This is a genomic window from Pseudomonas mucoides (assembly GCF_015461845.1).
Taxonomy (GTDB): Bacteria; Pseudomonadota; Gammaproteobacteria; order Pseudomonadales; family Pseudomonadaceae; genus Aquipseudomonas; species Aquipseudomonas mucoides.
Map to the genome: position 1 here is coordinate 444,889 of NZ_JACOPW010000005.1, position 20,302 is coordinate 465,190.

Genomic DNA, 20,302 nt, shown 5'->3' on the forward strand with positions numbered 1-20,302 from the left:
GCGATGGTGTCGATAAGTTCTACTTAGGTCCCAAAATTTTAGCCAACTTGTCCGGCGAAGGCGCGCCTTGCTGCTGTTGCAGCTCACCCTTGTCATCCATATAGAAAATCGCCGGCGTCGCCTGCAACTCCAGGTCCTCCATCAATTGCATGTTCGCCGCCAGTTTCAGCTGAATCGCCGGCGGCACTTCCTTCAGCGCCTTGAGCGAACTCTCCTTGCCAGCCTTTTCGTGCTCTTCCAGCGCTTTGCTCGGGTCCTTGGCCGCCAGCAATGCCGCCGATTTGCCCGGGCTGTCTTCGCGAATGATCCCGACCATGATGTGGCGCAATTGCACCTTGCCGGATTTCACCCATGGCCGCGCCTGTTCCCAGAACAGGTTGCAGTAAGGGCAGTTCGGATCGCTGAACAGGTACACGACACGCGGGGCATCTTTTTTGCCGTCGCCGATCCAGTTACTGGCTTCCATCTTGCCCCAGACTTCCTTGGACATTGGCGCGTAGACCAGTTTCTGCAACGGCGCCGCGGACAGGTCATTGCCCTCGGCATCGTAGAGGTTGCCGAGCAACACATGCTTGCCATCCGGGGTCAGGTACAGCGCCATGCCACGGTTCTGGTATTGCGCCGCGTAACCGCGCAAGCCGTCGGGGGCATCGAACTGGCCGACGATTTTCGCACCCTTGGCTTCGATCTTCTTGATCGCTTCGGGCAGTTCTTCGGCGGCCTGCACCGACGGCAGGTGCAGCAGGGCGGCGCCGAGGGTCAGCGTCAGCAGGTGGCGGAGGCGGGGCATGGCAGTTTCCTTGGAGAAGTGGACGGTGCGGCAGAAGAAGGACTGTCGAAGTTTTCCAGGGCGCGGGCCAGACTGGCTTCCGAGAGCTCGCCCAAATGACTGCCCAACAGGCGACCGTCATTGCTATAGAACAGCGTAGTCGGCAAAGCCATGGAACCCACGGCCTGACCCAAACGACCGCCACCATCGAACAGCACGTTGGTCAGGCTCAGGCCCTGGGTTTCGAGGAAGGTGGCGACGCTTTGCATGCTTTCGGCCTGATTGACGAACAGGAACGTCAGGTCCGGGCGGTGTTGCTGGGCATTTTCCAGTACCGGCATTTCTCGACGGCACGGCGGGCACCAGGTGGCCCAGAGGTTGATCACCAGCGGCCCCCCCTGGTAATCGGCCAGTTGCACGGTTTCACCGGCGGCATTACGCAAGCTGATTTCCGGCAGGCGTGTGCCTTGCTCATAAATGCTCAGGGAGACGGTCGCCAGCAGCCAGAACGCCAGGCCGCTGCCCACGCCGAATCCCAGAGGACGGCGCAGCCCCGGCCGACGCCAGCCGCGATACAGCGTGGCGAGCAGCAGCACAATCACCCCTGGCCAGGCGAGAAAACCGCCGTCGCGCAGGTCGATGATTTGCCACGGATCGTTGCGATAGTGCGTCCAGTAAATGGCGACGAAACTGACACGGGCCGCCAGCATTCCCATCAGGAACAGGCTGAACAGCACCGACTCGGGGTTCTCGCCACCCCGTTTGGCCACCCGCCAGCCGACAAATGTCGCCAGTGCCAAGGCACTGATCAGCAGCAGATGGTTAAGCGCGATGGCAAAGGTGCCGAGGGTAAAGGTCAGCATCAACGGGCGTCTCGGGTAGTGGTCCAGCGTTGCAGGAAGGTGTCGGCATCGACCTCGCCGGTGATGCGCTGGCTGCGACGCTCTTCGCCGTCGGCGCCGATCCACAGAAAACTCGGTGGCCCCGGCACTTTATAACGGCCGAGCAGTTCGCGGCTGGCGGCATTGTCGGCGGTGACGTCCAGCCGGAGCAAGCGCACATCGCTCAACGCTTCCATCACATGGGGTTTGCCGAACACCTGCTTTTCCATGACCTTGCACGACACACACCAGTCGGCGTAGTAGTCCAGCAGCACCCATTGGCCCTGGGCCTGGGCGGCGTCCAGTTCCTGTTGCAGCGCTTGCGCACTGTTGATCGTGGTGAACGCGTCATGGCCGGTCGGGCGAGCGGCATGACCGGAAGACGCTGAGGCGCTGTAGACCTGCAACGGTTTGAGCCAATCATCACTGCCCCCGGCGGCGCCAATCATCAGCAGACCGCCCCACATCCCAAGCAACAGCGCACTGGCGCCGAACAGATGGGCGACGCGGCCGAAACCTTCCGACTGTTTCCAGGCACTGTAGGCGGCGATCAGCAGCAAGGCGCCGCACAAACCGATCCACAGCGATTGATCCAGCACCGGGCGCAACATCAGCAGAGCGGTGGCGAGGAACAGGAAGCCGAAGATGCCTTTGAGCAAGTTCATCCAGGCGCCGGGTTTGGGCAGGAAACGAGTGCCCACGGTCACCAGCAACAACAGCGGCACACCGATGCCGATGCCCATGGCAAACAGAATCAGCCCGCCATTTAGCGCATTGCCGCTTTGCGCGATGTAGAGCAGGGCGCCGGCCAATGGCGCGGTCATGCACGGACCGACCAGCAACCCCGACAAGGCCCCGAGCACACCGGCACCGGTCAGGCTGCCGCCACGCTGATTGCGCGATACATTTTCCAGCCGGTCCCGCACCGCCACCGGCAGTTGCAGCTCGAAGAAACCGAACATCGGCAACGCCAGCAGGACAAATATCGCCGCGAAGCTGCCCAGCAGCCACGGGTTCTGCAACAGCGCCTGCAGGTTCGCCCCGAGCAGCGCGGCCAGCACGCCCATCGCCGCATACACCAGCGCCATGCTCACCACGTAACTGGTCGCCAACGCAAAGCCGCGTTTGGGTGTGGCCCCGCTGCCGACGATCAACCCGGCCAGAATCGGCAGCATCGGCAACGAGCAAGGCGTAAAGGCTAACAACAGCCCCAGGCCGAAGAACACCAGCAAACTCCAGCCCAGCGCCCGTTGTTGCAGGCCACTGGCCAGGGCTTGATCCGGTGCTTCGTTGGTTGTGCCTGCAATGCTGCCGCCCAGGTCCACGACCTGAGTCTGCGGTGGATAGCACAAACCGGCATCGGCACAGCCCTGGAAGCCCACCTTGATCTGACCGGTGGCGCCCGCTGGAATCTTCAGCTCAAGGCCTTGGCGATACACCTGTTGTTCGCCGAAGAATTCATCACTGTGCGCTTCGCCTTCGGGCAACTGCGGGCGCTGCTCCGGGGGCAATGCTTCGAATTTAAGGCGTTTCTGGTAAAGGTAATAACCGTCGGTAATTTGCCAGAAGAGCTGAGTTTCGCCTGATTCAAGGCGCTCGGAGGTCAAGACAAAGGCCTTTTCCACGGGCAGGAATTCAGGTTTGGTATCGAACGGATTGGTCCCTGCCTGGGCCACACCCGAGATCAAGAGAACAAAAAAAAGAATCAGTTGACGCATGGGTAAGCCTTATCCCTGTGCAAGTGAGGTGCACAATGGGAGGCGGCGATTAACCGATGATTAACCGCCGCCGGTGCTGCCCGCTGAGCTGATCAGAGGGCAGCCGCTACTGTTCAAGTCATCAGCTGCGCAACAGGCCTGGCCAGGACTGGTTGTCTACTGCGTGCGGGCCGGACACCAGGCGGTTTTGCGGGATGTTATAGATCAGGTACTGATTGCCGGTCAGAAAAACATAGAGCGCGTTGTCGGCAAAGGTTCGATCGTTTTGCGCCGCTGTAATAATGCGGTCTTTGTAAAGCGCCAGACCTGGCCACGTGGATTCTGTGATGGGCTCGAGTCTTATCGTTTGAATGGGTGTCTCAACAGGGTTAAAGAGGTTGTCGTCATATTTATCGTCTGCGTAGTCACGCAGAGGGGCGCGGGGCACCTCATCCCAGTCCAGGTAAAGAGAGTTTCCGTCATTCATGATGAATCGGAACAATGAACTGCGGTTGACTTGCCACCATGTCCCCGCAACGATCCGGTCAAAGTAAGGCAGCAACAGACGCCATTTGGAAGACCGGACGGTGCTTGTTTGCAGGACCGAATCAGTGTCCTGATTGTAGGCGCAGACCATGGGCGTATCGCCGTCATAATAGAATAACCACAGAATATCCAGGTCAGACGTATCCATCGGCTTATCCAGTGTCAGCCCGGTCGTGGCAAAGCCAAATCGCAGGTTCTTGACGTGGTTATCGAATGTTCCCCAACTTCCACTGACAGGGGAAGGATATCCAGCAGGGACTTCCTGGTCGCCGATATTGAAGCGAGCGTAAGTGTCGGTGTCTTTGAAGAAGAAATAAATTCTGTCTTTTCCTGCGCGCCAATCGACGGCAATACACTGTTCGAGTGTTGGCATGATCTGAATCCTTTCAGTCAAGTTAAAGTGGCTTTAAATAGAGGGGTAATATCTTTCGAAGAGTTTTTTTTCGATGCCTGATTCCCGCCTCACAATATCGTGAGTCAACCAGTTCTCTTAAGTCTTTTATGAGGCTGTTTGTGTCTGTTTCAAAATCTGCCGTTTTTATAAAAAAGGCCTGATGTAAATCGGTACGATGGCCAGCCAAAGCCGTCGCTTCTCGTCAGCGACATGCCTTGCCATAATTGCGGCTTAATCCTCAGCTGCTTCACTGGTTTTTTTTGCTCCGGGAGCTCCCATGCATGTACTGGTTTGCGAAGACGATGAGCTGATCGCCAGCGGCATTGTTGCCGGCCTGACCGCGCAAGGCCTGACCGTCGAGCACGTCGCCACCGCGTCGTCTGCGCGCGCGATGCTCAAGGTTGCTGAATTCGATGTCATGGTGCTCGACCTCGGCCTTCCCGACGAGGACGGTCTGAAGCTGTTGCAGCAACTGCGTCACAACGGTCTGGAGATTCCGGTGCTGATTCTCACCGCGCGTGATTCAGTGACGGATCGGGTCGATGGCTTGCAAGCCGGCGCCGATGATTACCTGCTCAAACCGTTCGACCTGCGCGAACTGGCTGCGCGTCTGCACACGTTGCTGCGCCGGGTGGCGGGGCGCAGCGTCAACCTGATCGAACACGGTGCGCTGACCTACGACCCCAGCAGCCGCGAAACCCTGCTCGGCGGTCAACCGGTGGACCTGTCGCGTCGCGAGCAGGCGTTGTTGCAAGCCTTGCTGCATAACCGCGGGCGCGTGCTCTCCACCGAGCAACTCAAGGACAGCGTCTACGGTTTCAACGACGAACTGGAAAGCAACGCCCTCAACGTGCACATCCATCACCTGCGGCGCAAACTCGGTAACGGCATCGTCGAAACCGTGCGCGGCCTGGGCTATCGCCTGGGGCCGGCTGATGGCGGAGAACCCTCGAAGTGATGAGCCTGCGTTTGCGCCTGAGCCTGACCCTCGGCGCCGCTTTTGCCTTGATCTGGGCCCTGGCGGCGGCCTGGATGCTCAGCGACCTGCGAAACCAAATGATGTTTTCCCTCGATCAGCGGCTGGTGGCTTCAGCGCGCATGGTCGCCGGCCTGATGGAGCAATTGCCCGCGTTGCCGACCAAGGGCGAGGGCACCCATTTCAGCGCTGAACAATTGAATGTCCCCGGCGGCATGGCCTGTCAGGTCAGTTCATTGCGTGGCGAAATCCTCGCCCGCAGTCACACCGATCCGCAGCAAACCCTGGAAGCCGAGAAAATGGGCTTTCACGACCAAATGATCGATGGCGCACCGTGGCGCAGTTTCACCCTGGCGCGCGGCGATCTGCGCATCACCACCGCCGACCGGCAAATCGAGCGCGAGGCGCTGAACATGTCGATCCTGCTGGCCGCGTCGGTGCCGGTGGGTGTGGCGTTGCTCGGCTGTTTGTGCCTGCTGTGGCTGGGCATCGGCCAAGGGCTGGCACCGCTCAACCGGATGCGCGATGCGCTGATGCGGCGTAGCGCCGATTCCCTCGAACCGTTGCAGATACAGCCGCTGCCTAGTGAACTGCAACCGCTGCTGGACACGCAGAATCAGCTGTTCCAGCGCATCGGCAAGACCATCGAACGTGAACGACGTCTGACCGGCGATGCGGCGCACGAATTGCGCAGCCCCCTGACCGCGATCAAGACCCACCTGCAAGTGGCGCGCATGACCGACGGCGCGGCGCGGGATCAATCCCTGGCCCGCGCCGAAGAGGGCGCCGACCGCATGCACCGGACTCTTGAACAACTGCTGTTGCTGGCGCGGGTCGAGGGCAGTTTGTCGTTCGACGACGGCGTACAGTGCAGCGCTGAACAAGTGGCGAAACTGGCCATCCAGGACGCCGCCAGCGGGGATCGGCAGCGCATCAAGCTGCAGATGCCGAACACGTTCTCCAGTGCGCCGGTGCAAATGCCCGCCGTGTTGTCGATTGCCGCGTTACGTAACCTGCTGGACAACGCCTTGCGCCATACGCCCGGCGATGGCGCCGTGGAATTGAGCCTGGAGACCACCGGCAATCGTGCGCGTTTTCTGGTTCGCGACCATGGACCGGGGATTGCCGAAGACGACCTGCAGCACCTGACCCAACGCTTCTGGCGCAATGGCCAGAGCACCGGTTGCGGGTTGGGGCTGGCGATTGTTCAGGCGATTGTCCAGCGCTGCGGCTGCACGTTGCGGTTCGACAGCCGACCGGATGGGTTGCGGGTTGAACTGACCATGCCCCTGCAAACAATCTAACTCACACCCCCAAACCCTGTGGGAGCGAGCTTGCTCGCGATAGCAATTTGTCAGTCACATCAATTCTGGATGTGCCACCGCTATCGCGAGCAAGCTCGCTCCCACAGGGGATCTGTGTGCACATCAAATGTAACTTCTCTTCATTGGCCTTTTGCCGGCCGTCAGCGCTATCGTCCCCGGCAGCTTTTTCTCAATGGATTGAGGTAACAGCGCCATGGAAGCATCGGTTCACATCTGCAAGGCAACCTCCGCCGACGCGGGCATCATCAGCCGTATCCTCGAGCGCTCCATTCGGGTGGGGTGTGCACTGGATCACCGCAATGACCCGCGCACCGTCGCCACCTGGGTCCAGAACAAAACCATCGGCCACGTCCAGCCCTGGCTGGCTGACCCGCGGTTGTACCTCAACATCGCCCTGTTGCATGACAAACCGGTTGGCGTCGCGATGGCCAGCATCAGCGGCAAGGTCGCGTTCTGTTACGTGCAGCCGGAATGGTTCCGCCGCGGTGTCGGGCAAGCGCTGGTGCGCGACCTTGAAGGCTGGTTGATCGAGCAAGGTGTGCACCAGGCACGACTCAACAGCACCCGAACCGGCGAGGCCTTTTACCGGCATCTGGGTTACCAGGCCTGCGCTGAAACCTTCACGGTGGCCGGGCTTCAGGCGGTTCCCATGCACAAAGCGTTGTCGACGCTCTAAATCCTTGAGCCCCTGATGCGTTTCCAGAACAGGAAACCTTATTGAGGGGTCGAGAAATGTCAGTCGCTACCAGCCTTATCGAAGATCAGCCGGCCCGGATCGTCCCGACGCCTGCCGAAACGCTGTACCAGTTCAATGAATCGCCGCTGCTGGCCCGTCAAAACCAGCAGGAATCCAATGCCCGCAGCTACCCACGGCGTATTCCCCTGGCGCTGAAACGCGCCAAGGGCATTTATATCGAGGACGTCGAAGGGCGCCATTTCATCGACTGTCTGGCCGGTGCCGGAACGCTGGCGCTGGGGCACAACCATGCGGTGGTGATCGAAGCGATCCGGCAAGTGCTGAGCGATGAACTGCCGCTGCACACGCTCGACCTGACCACGCCGGTCAAGGACCAGTTTGTGCAGGACCTGTTCGGGCTGCTGCCGCCGGCATTGGCTGCCGAGGCGAAAATCCAGTTTTGTGGCCCGACCGGCACCGACGCGGTGGAAGCCGCGCTGAAACTGGTGCGCACCGCCACCGGACGCAGCACCGTGTTGTCGTTCCAGGGTGGTTATCACGGCATGAGCCAGGGCGCATTGAGCCTGATGGGCAGCCTTGGGCCGAAAAAGCCATTGGGTGCTTTGCTCAGCAGCGGTGTGCAGTTCATGCCCTATCCCTACGATTACCGTTGCCCGTTCGGCCTCGGTGGGGCGCAGGGCGTGCAGGTCAATCTGAACTACCTGGAAAACCTGCTGAATGATCCCGAGGCCGGCGTGCAATTACCGGCCGCGGTGATTGTGGAAGTGGTACAGGGCGAAGGCGGCGTAATACCTGCGGATCTCGACTGGCTGCGCGGCGTGCGTCGCATCACCGAAAAGGCTGGCGTGGCTTTGATCGTCGATGAAATCCAGAGCGGTTTCGCTCGCACCGGCAAGATGTTTGCCTTTGAACACGCCGGGATCATTCCGGACGTGGTGGTGATGTCCAAAGCCATCGGCGGCAGCTTGCCGCTGGCAGTGGTGGTTTACCGCGACTGGCTCGACACCTGGCTGCCGGGCGCGCATGCCGGGACCTTCCGTGGCAATCAGATGGCCATGGCCGCCGGTTCCGCGGTGATGCGTTATCTGGTCGAACACAAGGTGTGCGAGCACGCGACCGCGATGGGCGAGCGCTTGAGCGAACACCTGCGCATCCTGCAGCGGGACTTCCCGCACATGGGCGACATCCGCGGTCGTGGCTTGATGCTCGGCGTTGAGCTGGTCGACCCGTCCGGTGCACCGGACGCTCAGGGTCATGCGCCGATATCGGCTGCACTGGCGCCGTTGGTGCAGCGCGAATGCCTCAAGCGCGGGTTGATTCTCGAGCTGGGTGGCCGTCACGGCGGCGTGGTGCGCTTCCTGCCACCGCTGGTGATCACGGCGGCTGAAATCGATCAGGTGGCCGGGATTTTCGGTCGGGCCATGACCGCTGCCACCGCCAGTCTCTAAATTTTTTGCCGCCCTGAACGTTCTTTCTACATAACGGCTGCGCACGCCGCGCAGCCCACCCTACAGCGATGGAGAAACGCCCATGACTTCAGTATTCGACCGCGAGGACATCCTCTTTCAAGTCGTGGTCAACCACGAAGAGCAATACTCAATCTGGCCTGACTACAAAGCCGTGCCGGAAGGCTGGCGCACCGTGGGCAAAAGCGGTTTGAAAAAGGAATGCCTGGCTTACATTGAAGAAACCTGGACGGACATGCGCCCGCTGAGTCTGCGTCGCAAGATGGAAGAGCAGGCGGCAGTGGCTCACTGATTGACCGTACGAAAAAGCCCGCTGAACCGCGAAGGTCAGCGGGCTTTTTCATGCCTGAAAGTTGTGTGGTTTATCAGGCCTTCATCGCTGGCAAGCCAGCTCCCACATTGGATTCGGGGTGTGACACATATCCCTGTGGGAGCTGGCTTGCCAGCGATAAACGATAACGCGGTCCAACTGACTTAAACCCCGTTCAACCCCTTGATCACCAAGTCCACATTCCTCTCCAGCTCCGCCACCGGATCCGCGGCATCCACACTCAACACCACCAACCGGCTACCGGCCTCGGCGATCACCGCTTTCACCGCGTCCGAAGGCTGCCGATGATGCAACACCACCGCCACCTCGTTGTCCTTCAACGTCGCGCCCAATCGCTTGAGCGCTTCCGGCGTCCACTCGGCATCCGGGCGTGCATCGATCCCGATCAGCTCCAGATTGAGCCCGCCCATCAAATAGCCAAAGTGATCACTGAGGCTCATCACACTGAGAGTGTCAGCACTGGCCAGCCGCGCTTCGCTGTCGGCGCTGAACTTGAGCAAGCGCTGTTTCAGCGCCGCCAGGTTAGCCTCGATTGCAGGTTTGGCTTCTGGTGCCAGGCGCACGAGATCGGCGGCCATCACGTCCGCCATCCGCCCCATGTTGTTGCTGGACAACCACGGCTGACTGTTCAAACCCTCGACCTTGTTGTCCGGCTGCACGGCGATGCCGGGCAGGGCGCCGTCCACCGGGCGCGCGGCGTCGACTTCGACAATGCGAATGTTGCTGCGACGGGAGATCGGGTACAGCGGATCATCCGCCCACAGTGACCGCAGACCGATCACCGCGTCGGCGTGGGTTGCCAGTTTGGCCAGCGCCGGGGCACCACGGCCGGTGAAGTACGCGGTCTGACGGCTGCCAGGCAGGTTCGCCGGTGCGGCACGTTCAAGGTTGACGTCAGTGCCTTTGAGCAAGACTTCACCCAAGCCGTAAGTGATTGGCAAGGACGCCAGCACATGCAGTGGTTTGGCGTTGTCCGCCGCAAACGAGGTGTTGACCAGCCCGCAGAGCGCCACGGCCAGGGTCAATTGACGCAGAGAAAAAACCATTTATCCGAGATTCCCTTTGAGGCTGGGGACGACACCGCGCGCAATGGCGGACAGGGCGAAAGCGATACCGGCCACCAAAATGATCGCGGCACCGGACGGGATGGGCAAGTCGAACACAATCGGCGCCAGAATCCCGCACAGCGTGCTCACCGTGGCGATCAGCACCGAACACCAGAAAAAGCCTTTGAGCGATTGGCTGAGCAAGCGCGCGGCGGCGGCTGGAATCACCAGGAGCGCGCCGACCAGAATCGCGCCGATGACCTTCACCGCGGCCACGGTGATCAGCGTCACCAGAATCACAAACAGGTAATCCAGGGTCTTCACCGCCACCCCGCGCACCGCCGCCAATTGCGGGTTGAAACTGGCGAGCATGATGCGGTTGTACAGTGGCAAGGCCAGCGCCATGACCAGCGAACCGACGATGGCCAGGACCGCCAGATCGTTACCGTTGACGGTCAACACCGATCCGAACAACACGTTTTCCAGAATGTGCACGTTGATCTTGCCCGCCAGAATCAGCAGCAGGCTCGCGCCCAATGCCAGCGACACCGACAGGAATACGCCGATCAAGGTATCCGGCGCCAGGCCGGTGCGGTTGCGCAGGTAATTGAGCAAAATGCCGAACAGCAGGCAGTAACCGAACAGGCTGCCATAAGGCCCGGTGTAGGGCTCGCCGAGCAGGATGCCGATGGCCACGCCGGTCAACGCCGCATGACCCACCGCTTCGGAGAAAAACGCGAAGCGCTTGACCACCACCAATGTGCCCAATCCACCGAGTACCGGGCCGATCAACAGGCCGGCGAGCAGTGCGTTGACCACAAATCCGTAGGCCAGCGCCTCGGGCAGATACCCCGAAGACGCCCAGCCCTGAACCATCAAGCGAAAGGCTTCGTAGCTCATTTGGCAGCGCTCCGTGGATGGGTGGAAAACAGAGTCAGCAGACGTTCCGGGGTCAGGGCCTGTTTCGGCGTGGCATCGAACAACACCCGGCGATTGAGCCCGGTGACGCGATCCGCCAGGCGCCCGACGGCCTCCAGATCGTGCTCGATCCACAGCACGGTGATGCCGCTTTGGCGCCAGTCGCCGAGCAGCCGTTCGAACACCCGGATACCGGCTTCATCCAGCGCCGACATCGGTTCGTCGAGCACCAGCAGTTGCGGCGCCGGGATCAGCCCTTGAGCCAGCAATACCCGTTGACGCTCACCGCCGGACAATGCGCCCATGCGCCGTTTGCGTTTGTCCTGCATGCCGACCCGTTCCAGCGCTTCACCGATCGCGGCGGCGTAGTGTTTGCTCAAACCGAGGAACGCCGGGCGGCGCTGGCACATGGCGGCCATGAAATCGTCGACGGTCATGGGCAGGCCGCGATCAAACTCCAGGGCTTGCGGCACGTAGCCGATGGTCCCGGGTATGTCCGGCCATTGCAGGCTCAGCTTCCCCTGATGCGGCATCTGTCCGAGCAGGGTCTTGATCAGCGAACTCTTGCCACCGCCGTTGGGGCCGACCAGCGCGTGCACACTGCCGGGGGAAACCTGAAAGGTCACGTTGTCGAGGATCGTTGTACGCCCGAGGGTCAGGCTGACATCGGTGAAGTCCAGGGTCGGGCCGCTGGTTTGGGCCGAGAGGTTTTCTTGAGCAGTCATTGACCCGACTCCTGTATCGCCCGGACCACAGTGTTGAGGTTGCCGGTCATTTCCTTTTCGTACTTGTCGGCGGTGTATTCGCCATAGGAAATGTGCGACAGCGGGTACAGCTTCACCCCGGATTCACGCTGGATGGTGTCGACGTAAGTGGAGGGGAAATCCATCTCCGAGAAGATCACTTTCACGTCCAGTTCGCGCAGTTGGTCGATGGTCTTTTTCAACTGACTCGGGCTCGGTTCTATGCCGTGCGCAGGTTCAACCACCGCAGTGACTTCGAGGCCGAATTCACGCAGCAGGTAATCGTAAGCCGCGTGAACGGTGGCCACGCGAAGTGCGGCGTTGGGTGCCTGGGTCAGCTTCGCCAAGGCGTCGGCGCGCATCTGCCGCAGACGTTTGCCGTAGGCGCGGGCGTTTTGCGTATAGGTCTTGGCGTTGGCCGGATCAAGCTTGCCCAGTTCCCGGGCGATGTTGTTGACCTGGGCAATCGAGGCGCTGATCGACAGGAACGTGTGCGGGTTGACCACCTTGCCCGCACCGCGTGCGGCGACGCCAGTGGCGGCCAGCAGCGGCACGTTTTCGTTGGCTTCGATCACCGTGATGTTCGGGGTTTCGCTGGCGGCAATCATGCGGTCGGCGAAGTCGTCATGACCGACGCCATTGAGCACGATCACGTCCAGTCCGCTGATGCGCTTGATGTCCTCGGCGCGGGGCTCGTAGGCGTGCGGATTGAAACCGGCCGGAATCAGCGGCACCACATCAGCCTTGTCGCCGACGATGTTGGCGACGTAGCTGTAATAAGGGTGCAGGGTGATGCCGATGCGCAGGCGTTTGGCGTCGTCGGCATGGGCCAGAGGAGTCAGCAGGCAGGCCAGCAAGCCGACCGATAGCAGGCGCAGGAAAGATGAAATAGGCATGGGGAAGCGGTCTTCTCTCGGTTGAAGGCGAGGGGTCAGTGCCGATGCTGGCGGGTCACGCCGGCATCGAATTGCGCGACGATCAGTTGCCAGCCGGTGCTTTCGAGGGCGGCGTCCGTCAGGTCGGTCGGGGCTTGGAGGTCGGTGGCGCGGTGGAGCCAGATGTCCGGTGCCTCGTCGCCAGCGGTCAGGCGCATCAAAAACGAACCGGCCACGGCGGGTGCCTGGCTCTGGCCGAAGTACGCCTTGGCGTCGAGCAATTGCCATTGATGGGCGCCACGACTGACGGAGCTGGCGTCTTGGGCGAAGGGTGCAAAACCTTCCTCGGCGAGGGCTTCAGGTGTTGGCAGGGTTTGCTGTTCCTGTTGCAGCAGGTGAATCTCGTCCAGCGTTACTCGCAGGTCGGCGTAGATCCCTTGCTCGGACGCGCGCAAGTCGCGGCGGGCATCCAGTTGATGGCTGCCGACGCTGCTCACGGCCTGGGACTCGTGGCGCCAGGCAACCACCGAGCCGGCCACCGCCAGAATCATCAGGCACAACAGCAGCACATAAAGGGTTTCATGGCCGGCACCAGCCGGACGGACGACGTATGTGGTGGGCGTACTCATGGGGTTTCGATGTCCGCTTGGTCGATCTCGACGACGTGGCCGGGACCGGCGTCGAACAGCACATAAAATTCCGCGCCGGGTTTCTTGAAGGTCAGCGTGGAATCGGCGCCGAGCTTGCCCGGCACCAGAATGGTTTCGTCGTAGCCGATCACGTCCAGGGTCACGCCCGGTGCGCCGCTGCCGTCGGAGAAGCCGCCTATGCATTTGATCTGTTCGGCATCGACGGCTTTGCATTCGCACATCGGGTTGTGCGCCAGCGCGCTGGCACTGAATCCGGCGCAGAGCACCAGCAACACAGTTTGAAGTGGGCGAAAAATGCTGATCATGGTTTGCCTCCTTGTTGGTTCAGCCACGCGACGGTGGCCGGCGATGCCTGGCTCAGGGGGAGGGCGGCCTGGTGCATCGCGCCGTCCCAGCCTTCCATGGTGATCCACAGCTCGGCGTCAGCCTTGGTCTTTTCCGGGATCGGCACCATGGCGCCCATGCGATGCGGCGTGCCGAAGAAAATCACCCCGGCGGCCCGCAGGCTGCGCGGTTTGCCGATGCGCAGGTAAGTCGCCTTGACCTGATCGCGGCAGCTGTCGCACAGCGCGGCGGTGAAGTTCTTCATGTGGCCGGCGGGTCCGTCGAGCGTCGGGGCTTCATTGCGTAGTTCGGCCAGGCGCAGGCTCCACGGGCCGACCTGGATTTCCCCTATCTCCCGCTCACCGAGCCCGGTATCGCCGCGAAACAGCGCCTCGTCAGCGAAGTATTTGGGCATGAACCCCAGTGGCACCAACAACAGCAGAACGTTGATATGGAAGCGCCATTTGAGCCAGAAGCGGCGCAGGGTCGAGTCCGGTGTTTGCTTGGCGTGCGCGTTCATTGGCTGACCTCCGTCGCGGCTTGCACCCGTGGCTGTTTGTGGCTGCGCTTGAGAGCGTTGGCGGTGGCGAGGGCGGTGCGTTTGGTCCAGATCAGCAGGCCGCTGAGGACCATCATGCTCAGGATCAAACCGAAGAAGAACCAGATCAGCTTGATCCAGATCCCGCCGAAATCACCGGTGTGCAAGGGGCGCATGGACTCGGTCACCAGCTCCAGGCCGCTGCGGTCCGACAGCAAGCGCGTGGCGGCGACGTCGCCGGTGTATGGGTTGATATCGGCCGTCTGGTACATCAGCGGATACCAACTGCGTCCACCCACCGACAAGTAGCTGTAGGCATTGGCGGGCAGGCTGACGAAGCTGTCTTCCAGGCCGGGAATGCGTTCCTTGGCCTGGGCAATCGCGGTTTCGAGGCTGATCGTCGGTGCAGGGGAGCCATCGCTGCTCACCGGTACGCTTTCACGCGGCACCACCAGGGCCACCGGCGCGGTGGAAATCGAGACCTGGTTATCGAACATGAACGCCTGAATCAGGAACCAGGTGCTGGTGATGGAAATCACCGCAATAAACCAGATCGACCAGATGCCACTGAGGCGATGAAAGTCGCCCCAGAAAATCCGCGCGCCATGACGAATGCGCAGGGTCGGCCGGAAGAAGCCCTTCCAGAATTTTTTGTAGACCACCAGCCCGGTGACCAGCGAGGCCAGCAGCGGCAGGCTCAAGAAGGACACCAGGTACCAGCCCCAGCTGTAGCCATTGGTGAACGACACCAGCCACCAGCCGTGCAACGCGCGGGTAAACGCCTTGAAATCGAAGGCCGGGGCGGTGCCCTGAATAACGCCGCTGTACGGGTTGACGTACACGGTCACCGAGCGGCCGTCGGGGTAGCTGACGCTGACGTCGAGGGCGAAGTGGGATTCATCGGGGCGGCTGATGGATTCGACCAGCGTGTCCGGTTCGGCCTGTTTGATTGCCGCGATGATCTGGTCATAGCTGAGTAACGGCGCATCGTCCGACGGCTGGCTGGCGCGCATTTGCGGGTTGGCCAGCCAGACGATTTCCTGACTGATCACCGCCAATGTGCCGGTGACACAGACAATCAGCACGAAAAACCAGATCGGTAATGCCAGCCAGCTGTGGACCAGAAACCAGAGTTTGGAACGGGATTTCTTCGACATGATTAAAGGTCTTGTATCGATGAGAGAACCTCTGCTGCGGGCTTCCCAGCGATGAGGTCCATGAAAAGGCCGGCGATGGCTGTTGCGGGCGCACGCCGACTGCATCTCTATAAGACGGATGAGGAACAGAAATCCCGAAGGGGGAGATGAAAGTAAATGTTTCTTATTGGCGAGAAGTTGTTACCGGGGGGATTTGCGATGTTGGGGATGGCCCCATCGCGAGCAAGCGCGCTCCCACAGGATCACCGCTGTACCTGTGGGAGCGAGCTTGCTCGCGATGGGGCCCGATCAGGCGACAAAGCTCTCAACCCTGCTGAAACATCTCCTTCGCCCGCTGCTCAATCTGCGCTTGACTCAGGTTTTCCTTGCGCGTGGCCAAAAACCACAAATGCCCATACGGATCTTTCAACGTCCCGGAGCGGTCGCCATAAAACTGATCCTTAACCTCGGACACCACCGTGCCACCCGCATCAATCGCCTGTTTATAGGACTTGTCCACATCCGTCACATACAGATGCAGACCCACTGACGGCGACTTGTCCGGGTTGCTCAACGGCCCCTGATCACATGGCGTGCCAAGCATGATCGGGCAGTCGCCGATCCTCAGTTCGGCGTGACCAATGCCGCCATCGGGCATGGCTAGGCGCATGACTTCGATGGCGCCAAAGGCCTTCTTGTAGAACTCGATCGCTTCGGCCGCTTTTTGAATGCCCAGATACGGGGTGATGCTGTGATAACCCTCTGGAATGGGTTTGACGCTCATGATGAATCTCCCTGTTTGTTGTTGTGGGTGGAAAGTGTCCTGCGCCGATTTCCGGCCGAATAAATATAGGTCAGCGTCGTGTTGCCAGCCGAGCACCCGACGAGCAGCCACACTGTTCAGCCAGCAACAGCGCGGCAGCAGATTGCTCGGCTGCATCATCAGAAACGCTGATAAATTCCCGTCACCCCCCCCCGAAAGCAGGGGGGCTCGGCACAGAAGCTGCAATGGCTCTGTTAAATACAGTTGTAGAGAACTCGCGCTCGGTGAGTCAGGTCAACCTGGCGTTTGTCATTGCCAACGACGCGCTGGAAGCGGGGATCGACACCAACAGCGCGTTGATTGTCGAGAAGGGCAGGAGCCTGTACATCGAATTTCTGGCGGCGCGGCCGGACAACATCAATGATCCGGCCTTGCAGAAACTGGCCAAGGCGTTGAATTCGGATGAGGATCGGCAGTTCATCCTGACCCGCGATAGCCGCGTCGCTATTTCGGACCTGTCCCCAATTCCAGCAGCTGCGCTCCCGGCCCCTGTTCCCCCAGCACATCGCCAAAATTACGCAACGGACACGCCTCCATCGACAAACACCCACACCCGATGCAGCCATTGAGCTTGTCGCGCAGCAACGTCAGCTGATTGATCCGTTCATCCAGGTCCTGACTCCATTGCGCCGACAACACCTTCCAGTCCGCCGCCGTCGGTGCGCGGTTATCCGGTAGCGATTTCAACGCTTCACCGATCTCCGCCAACGGAATCCCCAGGCGCTGCGCGACTTTGATTAGCGCCACCCGCCGCAACACTTCCCGTGGATAGCGCCGCTGGTTGCCCTGATTGCGCGTGCTGTTGATCAGCCCCTTCGATTCATAAAAGTGCAGCGCCGTGACCGCCACACCGCTGCGGGTGGCCAATTGGCCGACGGTGAGTTCCTTGTGCAGAGTGTCCGGGGTGATCATTTAAAAATCCTGCTTGACCTCTAGTTAACTCGAGGTTTTACCCTGCAGGCCTTCGGATCGCAAGATCCGCCTGACACGTGAGGGGGACTATTCATGCAATCGTCAGAGAACAATCGCAGCTTCACCCAACTGATCGAGTTCGAGATCGAGCCGCATCAGCAGCCTGCACTGGTGTCGGCGTTGTCCCGGCAGACCGAGCGTCTGGCCCGGGACTTCAGTGGTTTTCTGAGTGCCAGCATCCAGGCCAGCGACGACGGCCGGCGGGTGCTCAACTACCTGCAATGGCAAACCCGCGCGGCGGGAGAGGCGGCCTTTCGCAGTTTCGAAAGCGGCGAGCAGGATTTCTGGCAGCTGATCCGCGCGCATCAGGCGAAGACCGTGACGTTCGGCTCGTTCCAGGTGCTGCACAGCCTGGCGCTCAGCCACGACAACGCGCTGCACTGCCGCCTGGTGGGTTAAATCGACAACTGCATCACCCGCTCGCCCTGGACATTCTCCATCACCCGGCGTTTGTTCACGGCCAGTTCGCCGATCTTGATCAGCCGCGTGCGCGTCACGTTTCGGCTCAGGCCCAGCAGGGCAGCGGTGTGCACCTGATTGCGCTTTCTGCAACAAGACGAATGCAGGCCTTCAAGGGCTCACCGGTTATTTGGTAGTTGGAGAAATCGGCTTCGGTGGCGTAGACGCCAATCGGCAAAAAATAAATATTTATAGTTCGTTAATGAATATGTTTTGGCGTACCTGGAGAGTGTTTACCAAAGTCGATAGCCACTATTGAGAGCGTTGATTTCTGCCCGCCAAGCCGCGCGAGTAGCCTGTGTTCATTCCCCCGAACCCAGATGCAGGACGCCAAAAATGAAACCTCTAATCGCCACTTTTCTGCTGCTCGCGGTCTCTGTGCTTGCCGGATGTGCCAGTCATGTTTCACCGGAATTGCGGCCGTACACCGCCGAGGAATCAAAGGAATTGGCGCTAGAGGATTTGAATCGTCGTGGCCTGTCCTTCGAGGAATACCACGCGAAGAAAGCCGCCTTGCTCGGTCAACCGCAAAAGTCGTTCAGCTTCGATAAACAGGGCGAGATGAACGCCGAACGTGCTGTACAGCTTCATGGTCGTCCAAGCTGATCGAAAACTGTACTGCTCGAAGTTTCACGTAACTGTCCATGGGTTTCCGGCAAGGCGTGCGATAGGGTCTTAACACCCGATTGACCCTCATGGACTGCCGCTGATGACGCTTTCACTCGATCTGCTGATGGGCCTGGCCTTGTTTGCGCTCGTCACCTCGATTACTCCCGGCCCCAACAACACCATGTTGCTGGCATCGGGTGTGAACTTTGGCTTTAACCGCACCATCCCGCATATGTTGGGCGTCACCTGTGGTTTCTTTGTCCTGGTGGTCGCCGTCGGGTTCGGCCTCGGTGCCGTGTTTAAAACCTATCCTTTGCTCTATACCGTGCTGCGTTACGTCGGCGCGGCGTATCTGCTGTACCTGGCATGGAAAATCGCCCATTCAGGTCCGGTCTCCGAGAGCGAGAACGGCGAAAGCAAACCCATCACTTACCTGGGCGCAGCGGCGTTCCAATGGGTCAATCCAAAGGCGTGGATCATGGCCATCGGTGCCATCAGCACCTACACGCCGATGCAGGGTTATTTCACCAACGTGATCATCATTGCGGCGGTGTTTGCCTTGATCAACCTGCCGAGCGTCGGTCTCTGGGCCGGGTGCGGCACGTTGTTGCGCAATGTGTTGAAGGACCGCCGCTGGTTGCGCCTGTTCAACTGGGGCATGGCGGCGCTGTTGGTGGCGTCGCTGTATCCGTTACTTCTTGAAAGCTTTAGCTGACGCATTGCTTCAACCGGTTGCCCGATGCCTGTTAAGCTCGACTTCAGGAGCGTTCCTACGCACTTTTAAATGAAGTTGTTCTTCTTTAACGGCTTCCGATCAGGTATTTCTAACGTGCTGAAATATCGGCGCAGCTCACAAGGCTGCGCCTCGACGTTTCCGTCATGAGCTTCCTGATCCCGGAACACGCTCTGCGAGTCTTTTATGAATAAGCGTCCGTTGTATTTCGATTACGCCGCCACCACGCCGGTGGATGAGCGGGTCATCAAGGTCATGGTCGAGTGTCTGGGTTTTACCGGCAATTTCGGCAACCCGGCGTCCAGCTCCCATGCCTATGGTCAGCAAGCCCGACAGTCGGTCGAGCACGCCCGGCAGCAGGTTGCCGAACTGGTTGGCGCCACGGCGCAGCAAATCGTCTGGACCTCCGGCGCCACTGAATCCAACAACCTCGCGCTCAAAGGCGTGGCCCAGGCCCGTGGTGTCAGCGGCGGGCACATCATTACCAGCCAGATCGAACACAAGGCGATTCTCGACACGGCGAAGCAATTGCAGGACGCCGGGGTTGCGGTCACGTACCTGGTGCCTGACGCCGAAGGTTTGATCACGGCGCAAGCAGTCAGCGAAGCGATGCGCGAAGACACCTTTCTGGTGTCGCTGATGCTGGTCAATAACGAACTCGGCACTGTCAATGATATCGCCGCCATCGGCGAAGTCGTGCGTGCTCGCGATGCGTTGTTTCACGTCGACGCCGCTCAAGGCGCGGGCAAGGTGGCCATTGATCTGGCGCGCCTGCCGGTCGACCTGATGTCGTTTTCCGCGCACAAGATCTACGGTCCCAAAGGCATCGGTGCGTTGTACGTCGGCCCGCGCGCTCAGCAACGCTTGCAGGCTCAGATTCACGGCGGTGGTCACGAAGGCGGGTTGCGCTCCGGTACCCTGGCGACTCATCAGATCGCAGCCATGGGCGCGGCCTTCGCCTTGGCCGCCGACCTGTTCGATGACGAGAAAGCCACGATCGTGCGCTTGCGCGAACGGTTGCTTGAGCAGTTGCTGAGCCTTCCCGGTGTTCGCCTCAATGGCAGCCCGGCCCAGCGCATTCCCCACACCCTCAGCCTGACGTTCAGCGAAGGTGAGTTCAATTCTGCGGCGTTGAGCCATTCGATCGCTTTTTCTGCGACGTCGGCCTGTAACTCCGCCAGCAACGCGCCATCCCATGTGCTGCTGGCCCTGGGGCATGACGCCCGCTCGGCGAGTCGCACCATCCGCTTGAGCCTCGGCCGGTTCACCACCGAGCAAGACATCGACCAAGCGGTGCACCTGATCAAAGCGGCCTGCGCCAGTGCCCCGGCATTCTGGCAGTAGCGCCTTAAAGCGCCGACTCAGATCGGCACTCAACAATAAGCTGAAGTGAT

General features: G+C 60.4%; 23 protein-coding genes and 3 pseudogenes. 10 read left to right on the plus strand and 16 right to left on the minus strand.

Annotated features, from left to right (window positions below):
* Nucleotides 1-19: 19 nt before the first annotated feature.
* The 4 genes from dsbG to H8F22_RS23120 form a co-directional block, all read right to left on the minus strand.
* Nucleotides 20-790, minus strand: a complete 771-nt coding sequence (gene dsbG / locus H8F22_RS23105; RefSeq protein ID WP_194940725.1) for a thiol:disulfide interchange protein DsbG — start codon at nt 788-790, stop codon at nt 20-22.
* The gene (locus H8F22_RS23110) at nt 766-1,632 is read right to left on the minus strand and encodes a TlpA disulfide reductase family protein (protein ID WP_059182424.1); all 867 of its coding nucleotides are present in this window, start codon (nt 1,630-1,632) and stop codon (nt 766-768) included. The genes dsbG and H8F22_RS23110 overlap by 25 nt, the downstream gene beginning before the upstream one ends.
* Entirely contained in the window at nt 1,632-3,368 is a 1,737-nt protein-coding gene (dsbD, locus tag H8F22_RS23115) for a protein-disulfide reductase DsbD (RefSeq protein ID WP_027925775.1), read from the minus strand. The genes H8F22_RS23110 and dsbD overlap by 1 nt, the downstream gene beginning before the upstream one ends.
* A gap of 121 nt (nt 3,369-3,489) precedes the next feature.
* A complete protein-coding gene (locus H8F22_RS23120; RefSeq protein ID WP_027925776.1) occupies nt 3,490-4,266 on the minus strand; it encodes a hypothetical protein in 777 nt (258 codons plus the stop codon).
* A 298-nt stretch (nt 4,267-4,564) separates the two neighbouring features.
* Between H8F22_RS23120 and H8F22_RS23125 the strand changes: the two genes are divergently transcribed.
* From H8F22_RS23125 to H8F22_RS23145, 5 genes are all read left to right on the plus strand, one after another.
* Nucleotides 4,565-5,245 carry a response regulator gene (locus H8F22_RS23125; protein WP_027925777.1) on the plus strand — a complete coding sequence of 227 codons (681 nt, stop codon included), beginning with the start codon at nt 4,565-4,567 and terminating at the stop codon, nt 5,243-5,245.
* The gene (locus H8F22_RS23130; RefSeq protein WP_027925778.1) at nt 5,242-6,567 is read left to right on the plus strand and encodes an ATP-binding protein; all 1,326 of its coding nucleotides are present in this window, start codon (nt 5,242-5,244) and stop codon (nt 6,565-6,567) included. The genes H8F22_RS23125 and H8F22_RS23130 overlap by 4 nt, the downstream gene beginning before the upstream one ends.
* Before the next feature lie 214 nt (nt 6,568-6,781).
* A complete protein-coding gene (locus tag H8F22_RS23135) occupies nt 6,782-7,264 on the plus strand; it encodes a GNAT family N-acetyltransferase (protein WP_059182425.1) in 483 nt (160 codons plus the stop codon).
* 56 nt (nt 7,265-7,320) lie between these two features.
* On the plus strand, nt 7,321-8,733 hold the full coding sequence (locus H8F22_RS23140; RefSeq protein WP_194940726.1) for an aspartate aminotransferase family protein: 1,413 nt from the start codon (nt 7,321-7,323) through the stop codon (nt 8,731-8,733).
* An 82-nt stretch (nt 8,734-8,815) separates the two neighbouring features.
* Nucleotides 8,816-9,043: an MbtH family protein gene (locus H8F22_RS23145; protein WP_027925781.1), complete on the plus strand. Its 228-nt coding sequence runs from the start codon at nt 8,816-8,818 to the stop codon at nt 9,041-9,043.
* Nucleotides 9,044-9,225: 182 nt separating this feature from the next.
* On the opposite strand, the gene H8F22_RS23150 is transcribed toward H8F22_RS23145, so the two are convergent.
* The 9 genes from H8F22_RS23150 to H8F22_RS23190 form a co-directional block, all read right to left on the minus strand.
* On the minus strand, nt 9,226-10,128 hold the full coding sequence (locus H8F22_RS23150; RefSeq protein WP_027925782.1) for a metal ABC transporter substrate-binding protein: 903 nt from the start codon (nt 10,126-10,128) through the stop codon (nt 9,226-9,228).
* Nucleotides 10,129-11,028 carry a metal ABC transporter permease gene (locus tag H8F22_RS23155; RefSeq protein ID WP_027925783.1) on the minus strand — a complete coding sequence of 300 codons (900 nt, stop codon included), beginning with the start codon at nt 11,026-11,028 and terminating at the stop codon, nt 10,129-10,131.
* Nucleotides 11,025-11,771, minus strand: a complete 747-nt coding sequence (locus H8F22_RS23160) for a metal ABC transporter ATP-binding protein (RefSeq protein WP_194940727.1) — start codon at nt 11,769-11,771, stop codon at nt 11,025-11,027. The genes H8F22_RS23155 and H8F22_RS23160 overlap by 4 nt, the downstream gene beginning before the upstream one ends.
* Nucleotides 11,768-12,685, minus strand: coding sequence for a metal ABC transporter substrate-binding protein (locus H8F22_RS23165; RefSeq protein ID WP_027925785.1), 918 nt, complete (start codon nt 12,683-12,685; stop codon nt 11,768-11,770). The genes H8F22_RS23160 and H8F22_RS23165 overlap by 4 nt, the downstream gene beginning before the upstream one ends.
* A gap of 35 nt (nt 12,686-12,720) precedes the next feature.
* On the minus strand, nt 12,721-13,293 hold the full coding sequence (locus H8F22_RS23170; protein WP_059182428.1) for a DUF6162 family protein: 573 nt from the start codon (nt 13,291-13,293) through the stop codon (nt 12,721-12,723).
* Complete coding sequence (locus H8F22_RS23175) at nt 13,290-13,619, minus strand: hypothetical protein (RefSeq protein ID WP_194940728.1); 330 nt, start codon at nt 13,617-13,619, stop codon at nt 13,290-13,292. The genes H8F22_RS23170 and H8F22_RS23175 overlap by 4 nt, the downstream gene beginning before the upstream one ends.
* The gene (locus tag H8F22_RS23180) at nt 13,616-14,158 is read right to left on the minus strand and encodes a hypothetical protein (RefSeq protein ID WP_027925788.1); all 543 of its coding nucleotides are present in this window, start codon (nt 14,156-14,158) and stop codon (nt 13,616-13,618) included. The genes H8F22_RS23175 and H8F22_RS23180 overlap by 4 nt, the downstream gene beginning before the upstream one ends.
* Complete coding sequence (locus H8F22_RS23185) at nt 14,155-15,333, minus strand: PepSY-associated TM helix domain-containing protein (protein ID WP_194940729.1); 1,179 nt, start codon at nt 15,331-15,333, stop codon at nt 14,155-14,157. Before H8F22_RS23185 ends, H8F22_RS23180 begins: the two co-directional genes overlap by 4 nt.
* A gap of 304 nt (nt 15,334-15,637) precedes the next feature.
* Nucleotides 15,638-16,096, minus strand: a complete 459-nt coding sequence (locus H8F22_RS23190; protein ID WP_194940730.1) for a VOC family protein — start codon at nt 16,094-16,096, stop codon at nt 15,638-15,640.
* Nucleotides 16,097-16,350: 254 nt separating this feature from the next.
* Between H8F22_RS23190 and H8F22_RS23195 the strand changes: the two are divergent.
* Nucleotides 16,351-16,566, plus strand: a pseudogene (locus H8F22_RS23195) (MetQ/NlpA family ABC transporter substrate-binding protein); the annotation flags it as partial.
* Between the two features lie 13 nt (nt 16,567-16,579).
* On the opposite strand, the gene soxR reads toward H8F22_RS23195, so the two are convergent.
* Nucleotides 16,580-17,047 carry a redox-sensitive transcriptional activator SoxR gene (soxR, locus tag H8F22_RS23200; protein WP_194940731.1) on the minus strand — a complete coding sequence of 156 codons (468 nt, stop codon included), beginning with the start codon at nt 17,045-17,047 and terminating at the stop codon, nt 16,580-16,582.
* 93 nt (nt 17,048-17,140) lie between these two features.
* Between soxR and H8F22_RS23205 the strand changes: the two genes are divergently transcribed.
* Nucleotides 17,141-17,506, plus strand: a complete 366-nt coding sequence (locus tag H8F22_RS23205; protein WP_027925792.1) for an antibiotic biosynthesis monooxygenase — start codon at nt 17,141-17,143, stop codon at nt 17,504-17,506.
* Here H8F22_RS23205 and H8F22_RS23210 read toward each other — a convergent pair.
* Nucleotides 17,503-17,646: pseudogene (locus H8F22_RS23210) on the minus strand (sigma-54-dependent Fis family transcriptional regulator); the annotation flags it as partial. The gene H8F22_RS23205 and the pseudogene H8F22_RS23210 overlap by 4 nt on opposite strands.
* Nucleotides 17,613-17,744 (minus strand): annotated as a pseudogene (locus H8F22_RS32705) (hypothetical protein); the annotation flags it as partial. The pseudogenes H8F22_RS32705 and H8F22_RS23210, both read right to left, overlap by 34 nt.
* Before the next feature lie 158 nt (nt 17,745-17,902).
* Between H8F22_RS32705 and H8F22_RS23215 the strand changes: the two are divergent.
* The 3 genes from H8F22_RS23215 (at nt 17,903) to H8F22_RS23225 (ending at nt 20,252) form a co-directional block, all read left to right on the plus strand.
* Nucleotides 17,903-18,172 (plus strand): hypothetical protein, encoded by a 270-nt coding sequence (locus H8F22_RS23215; RefSeq protein ID WP_027925793.1) that lies wholly within the window; start codon nt 17,903-17,905, stop codon nt 18,170-18,172.
* A gap of 103 nt (nt 18,173-18,275) precedes the next feature.
* Complete coding sequence (locus H8F22_RS23220) at nt 18,276-18,890, plus strand: LysE family translocator (RefSeq protein WP_027925794.1); 615 nt, start codon at nt 18,276-18,278, stop codon at nt 18,888-18,890.
* Nucleotides 18,891-19,094: 204 nt separating this feature from the next.
* The gene (locus tag H8F22_RS23225; protein ID WP_027925795.1) at nt 19,095-20,252 is read left to right on the plus strand and encodes an aminotransferase class V-fold PLP-dependent enzyme; all 1,158 of its coding nucleotides are present in this window, start codon (nt 19,095-19,097) and stop codon (nt 20,250-20,252) included.
* The last annotated feature ends 50 nt before the right edge of the window (nt 20,253-20,302 follow it).

Excerpts from the sequence above, each read along its gene's own strand:
- soxR (WP_194940731.1), bottom strand. The coding sequence starts at position 17,047 with ATGATCACCCCGGACACTCTGCACAAGGAACTCACCGTCGGCCAATTG.
- H8F22_RS23120 (WP_027925776.1), bottom strand. The coding sequence starts at position 4,266 with ATGCCAACACTCGAACAGTGTATTGCCGTCGATTGGCGCGCAGGAAAA.
- H8F22_RS23215 (WP_027925793.1), top strand. The coding sequence starts at position 17,903 with ATGAAACCTCTAATCGCCACTTTTCTGCTGCTCGCGGTCTCTGTGCTT.
- H8F22_RS23125 (WP_027925777.1), top strand. The coding sequence starts at position 4,565 with ATGCATGTACTGGTTTGCGAAGACGATGAGCTGATCGCCAGCGGCATT.
- H8F22_RS23135 (WP_059182425.1), top strand. The coding sequence starts at position 6,782 with ATGGAAGCATCGGTTCACATCTGCAAGGCAACCTCCGCCGACGCGGGC.
- H8F22_RS23170 (WP_059182428.1), bottom strand. The coding sequence starts at position 13,293 with ATGAGTACGCCCACCACATACGTCGTCCGTCCGGCTGGTGCCGGCCAT.
- H8F22_RS23185 (WP_194940729.1), bottom strand. The coding sequence starts at position 15,333 with ATGTCGAAGAAATCCCGTTCCAAACTCTGGTTTCTGGTCCACAGCTGG.
- dsbD (WP_027925775.1), bottom strand. The coding sequence starts at position 3,368 with ATGCGTCAACTGATTCTTTTTTTTGTTCTCTTGATCTCGGGTGTGGCC.
- H8F22_RS23225 (WP_027925795.1), top strand. The coding sequence starts at position 19,095 with ATGAATAAGCGTCCGTTGTATTTCGATTACGCCGCCACCACGCCGGTG.
- H8F22_RS23175 (WP_194940728.1), bottom strand. The coding sequence starts at position 13,619 with ATGATCAGCATTTTTCGCCCACTTCAAACTGTGTTGCTGGTGCTCTGC.
- H8F22_RS23140 (WP_194940726.1), top strand. The coding sequence starts at position 7,321 with ATGTCAGTCGCTACCAGCCTTATCGAAGATCAGCCGGCCCGGATCGTC.
- H8F22_RS23150 (WP_027925782.1), bottom strand. The coding sequence starts at position 10,128 with ATGGTTTTTTCTCTGCGTCAATTGACCCTGGCCGTGGCGCTCTGCGGG.
- dsbG (WP_194940725.1), bottom strand. The coding sequence starts at position 790 with ATGCCCCGCCTCCGCCACCTGCTGACGCTGACCCTCGGCGCCGCCCTG.
- H8F22_RS23155 (WP_027925783.1), bottom strand. The coding sequence starts at position 11,028 with ATGAGCTACGAAGCCTTTCGCTTGATGGTTCAGGGCTGGGCGTCTTCG.
- H8F22_RS23145 (WP_027925781.1), top strand. The coding sequence starts at position 8,816 with ATGACTTCAGTATTCGACCGCGAGGACATCCTCTTTCAAGTCGTGGTC.
- H8F22_RS23110 (WP_059182424.1), bottom strand. The coding sequence starts at position 1,632 with ATGCTGACCTTTACCCTCGGCACCTTTGCCATCGCGCTTAACCATCTG.
- H8F22_RS23180 (WP_027925788.1), bottom strand. The coding sequence starts at position 14,158 with ATGAACGCGCACGCCAAGCAAACACCGGACTCGACCCTGCGCCGCTTC.
- H8F22_RS23220 (WP_027925794.1), top strand. The coding sequence starts at position 18,276 with ATGACGCTTTCACTCGATCTGCTGATGGGCCTGGCCTTGTTTGCGCTC.
- H8F22_RS23160 (WP_194940727.1), bottom strand. The coding sequence starts at position 11,771 with ATGACTGCTCAAGAAAACCTCTCGGCCCAAACCAGCGGCCCGACCCTG.
- H8F22_RS23205 (WP_027925792.1), top strand. The coding sequence starts at position 17,141 with ATGCAATCGTCAGAGAACAATCGCAGCTTCACCCAACTGATCGAGTTC.
- H8F22_RS23190 (WP_194940730.1), bottom strand. The coding sequence starts at position 16,096 with ATGAGCGTCAAACCCATTCCAGAGGGTTATCACAGCATCACCCCGTAT.
- H8F22_RS23165 (WP_027925785.1), bottom strand. The coding sequence starts at position 12,685 with ATGCCTATTTCATCTTTCCTGCGCCTGCTATCGGTCGGCTTGCTGGCC.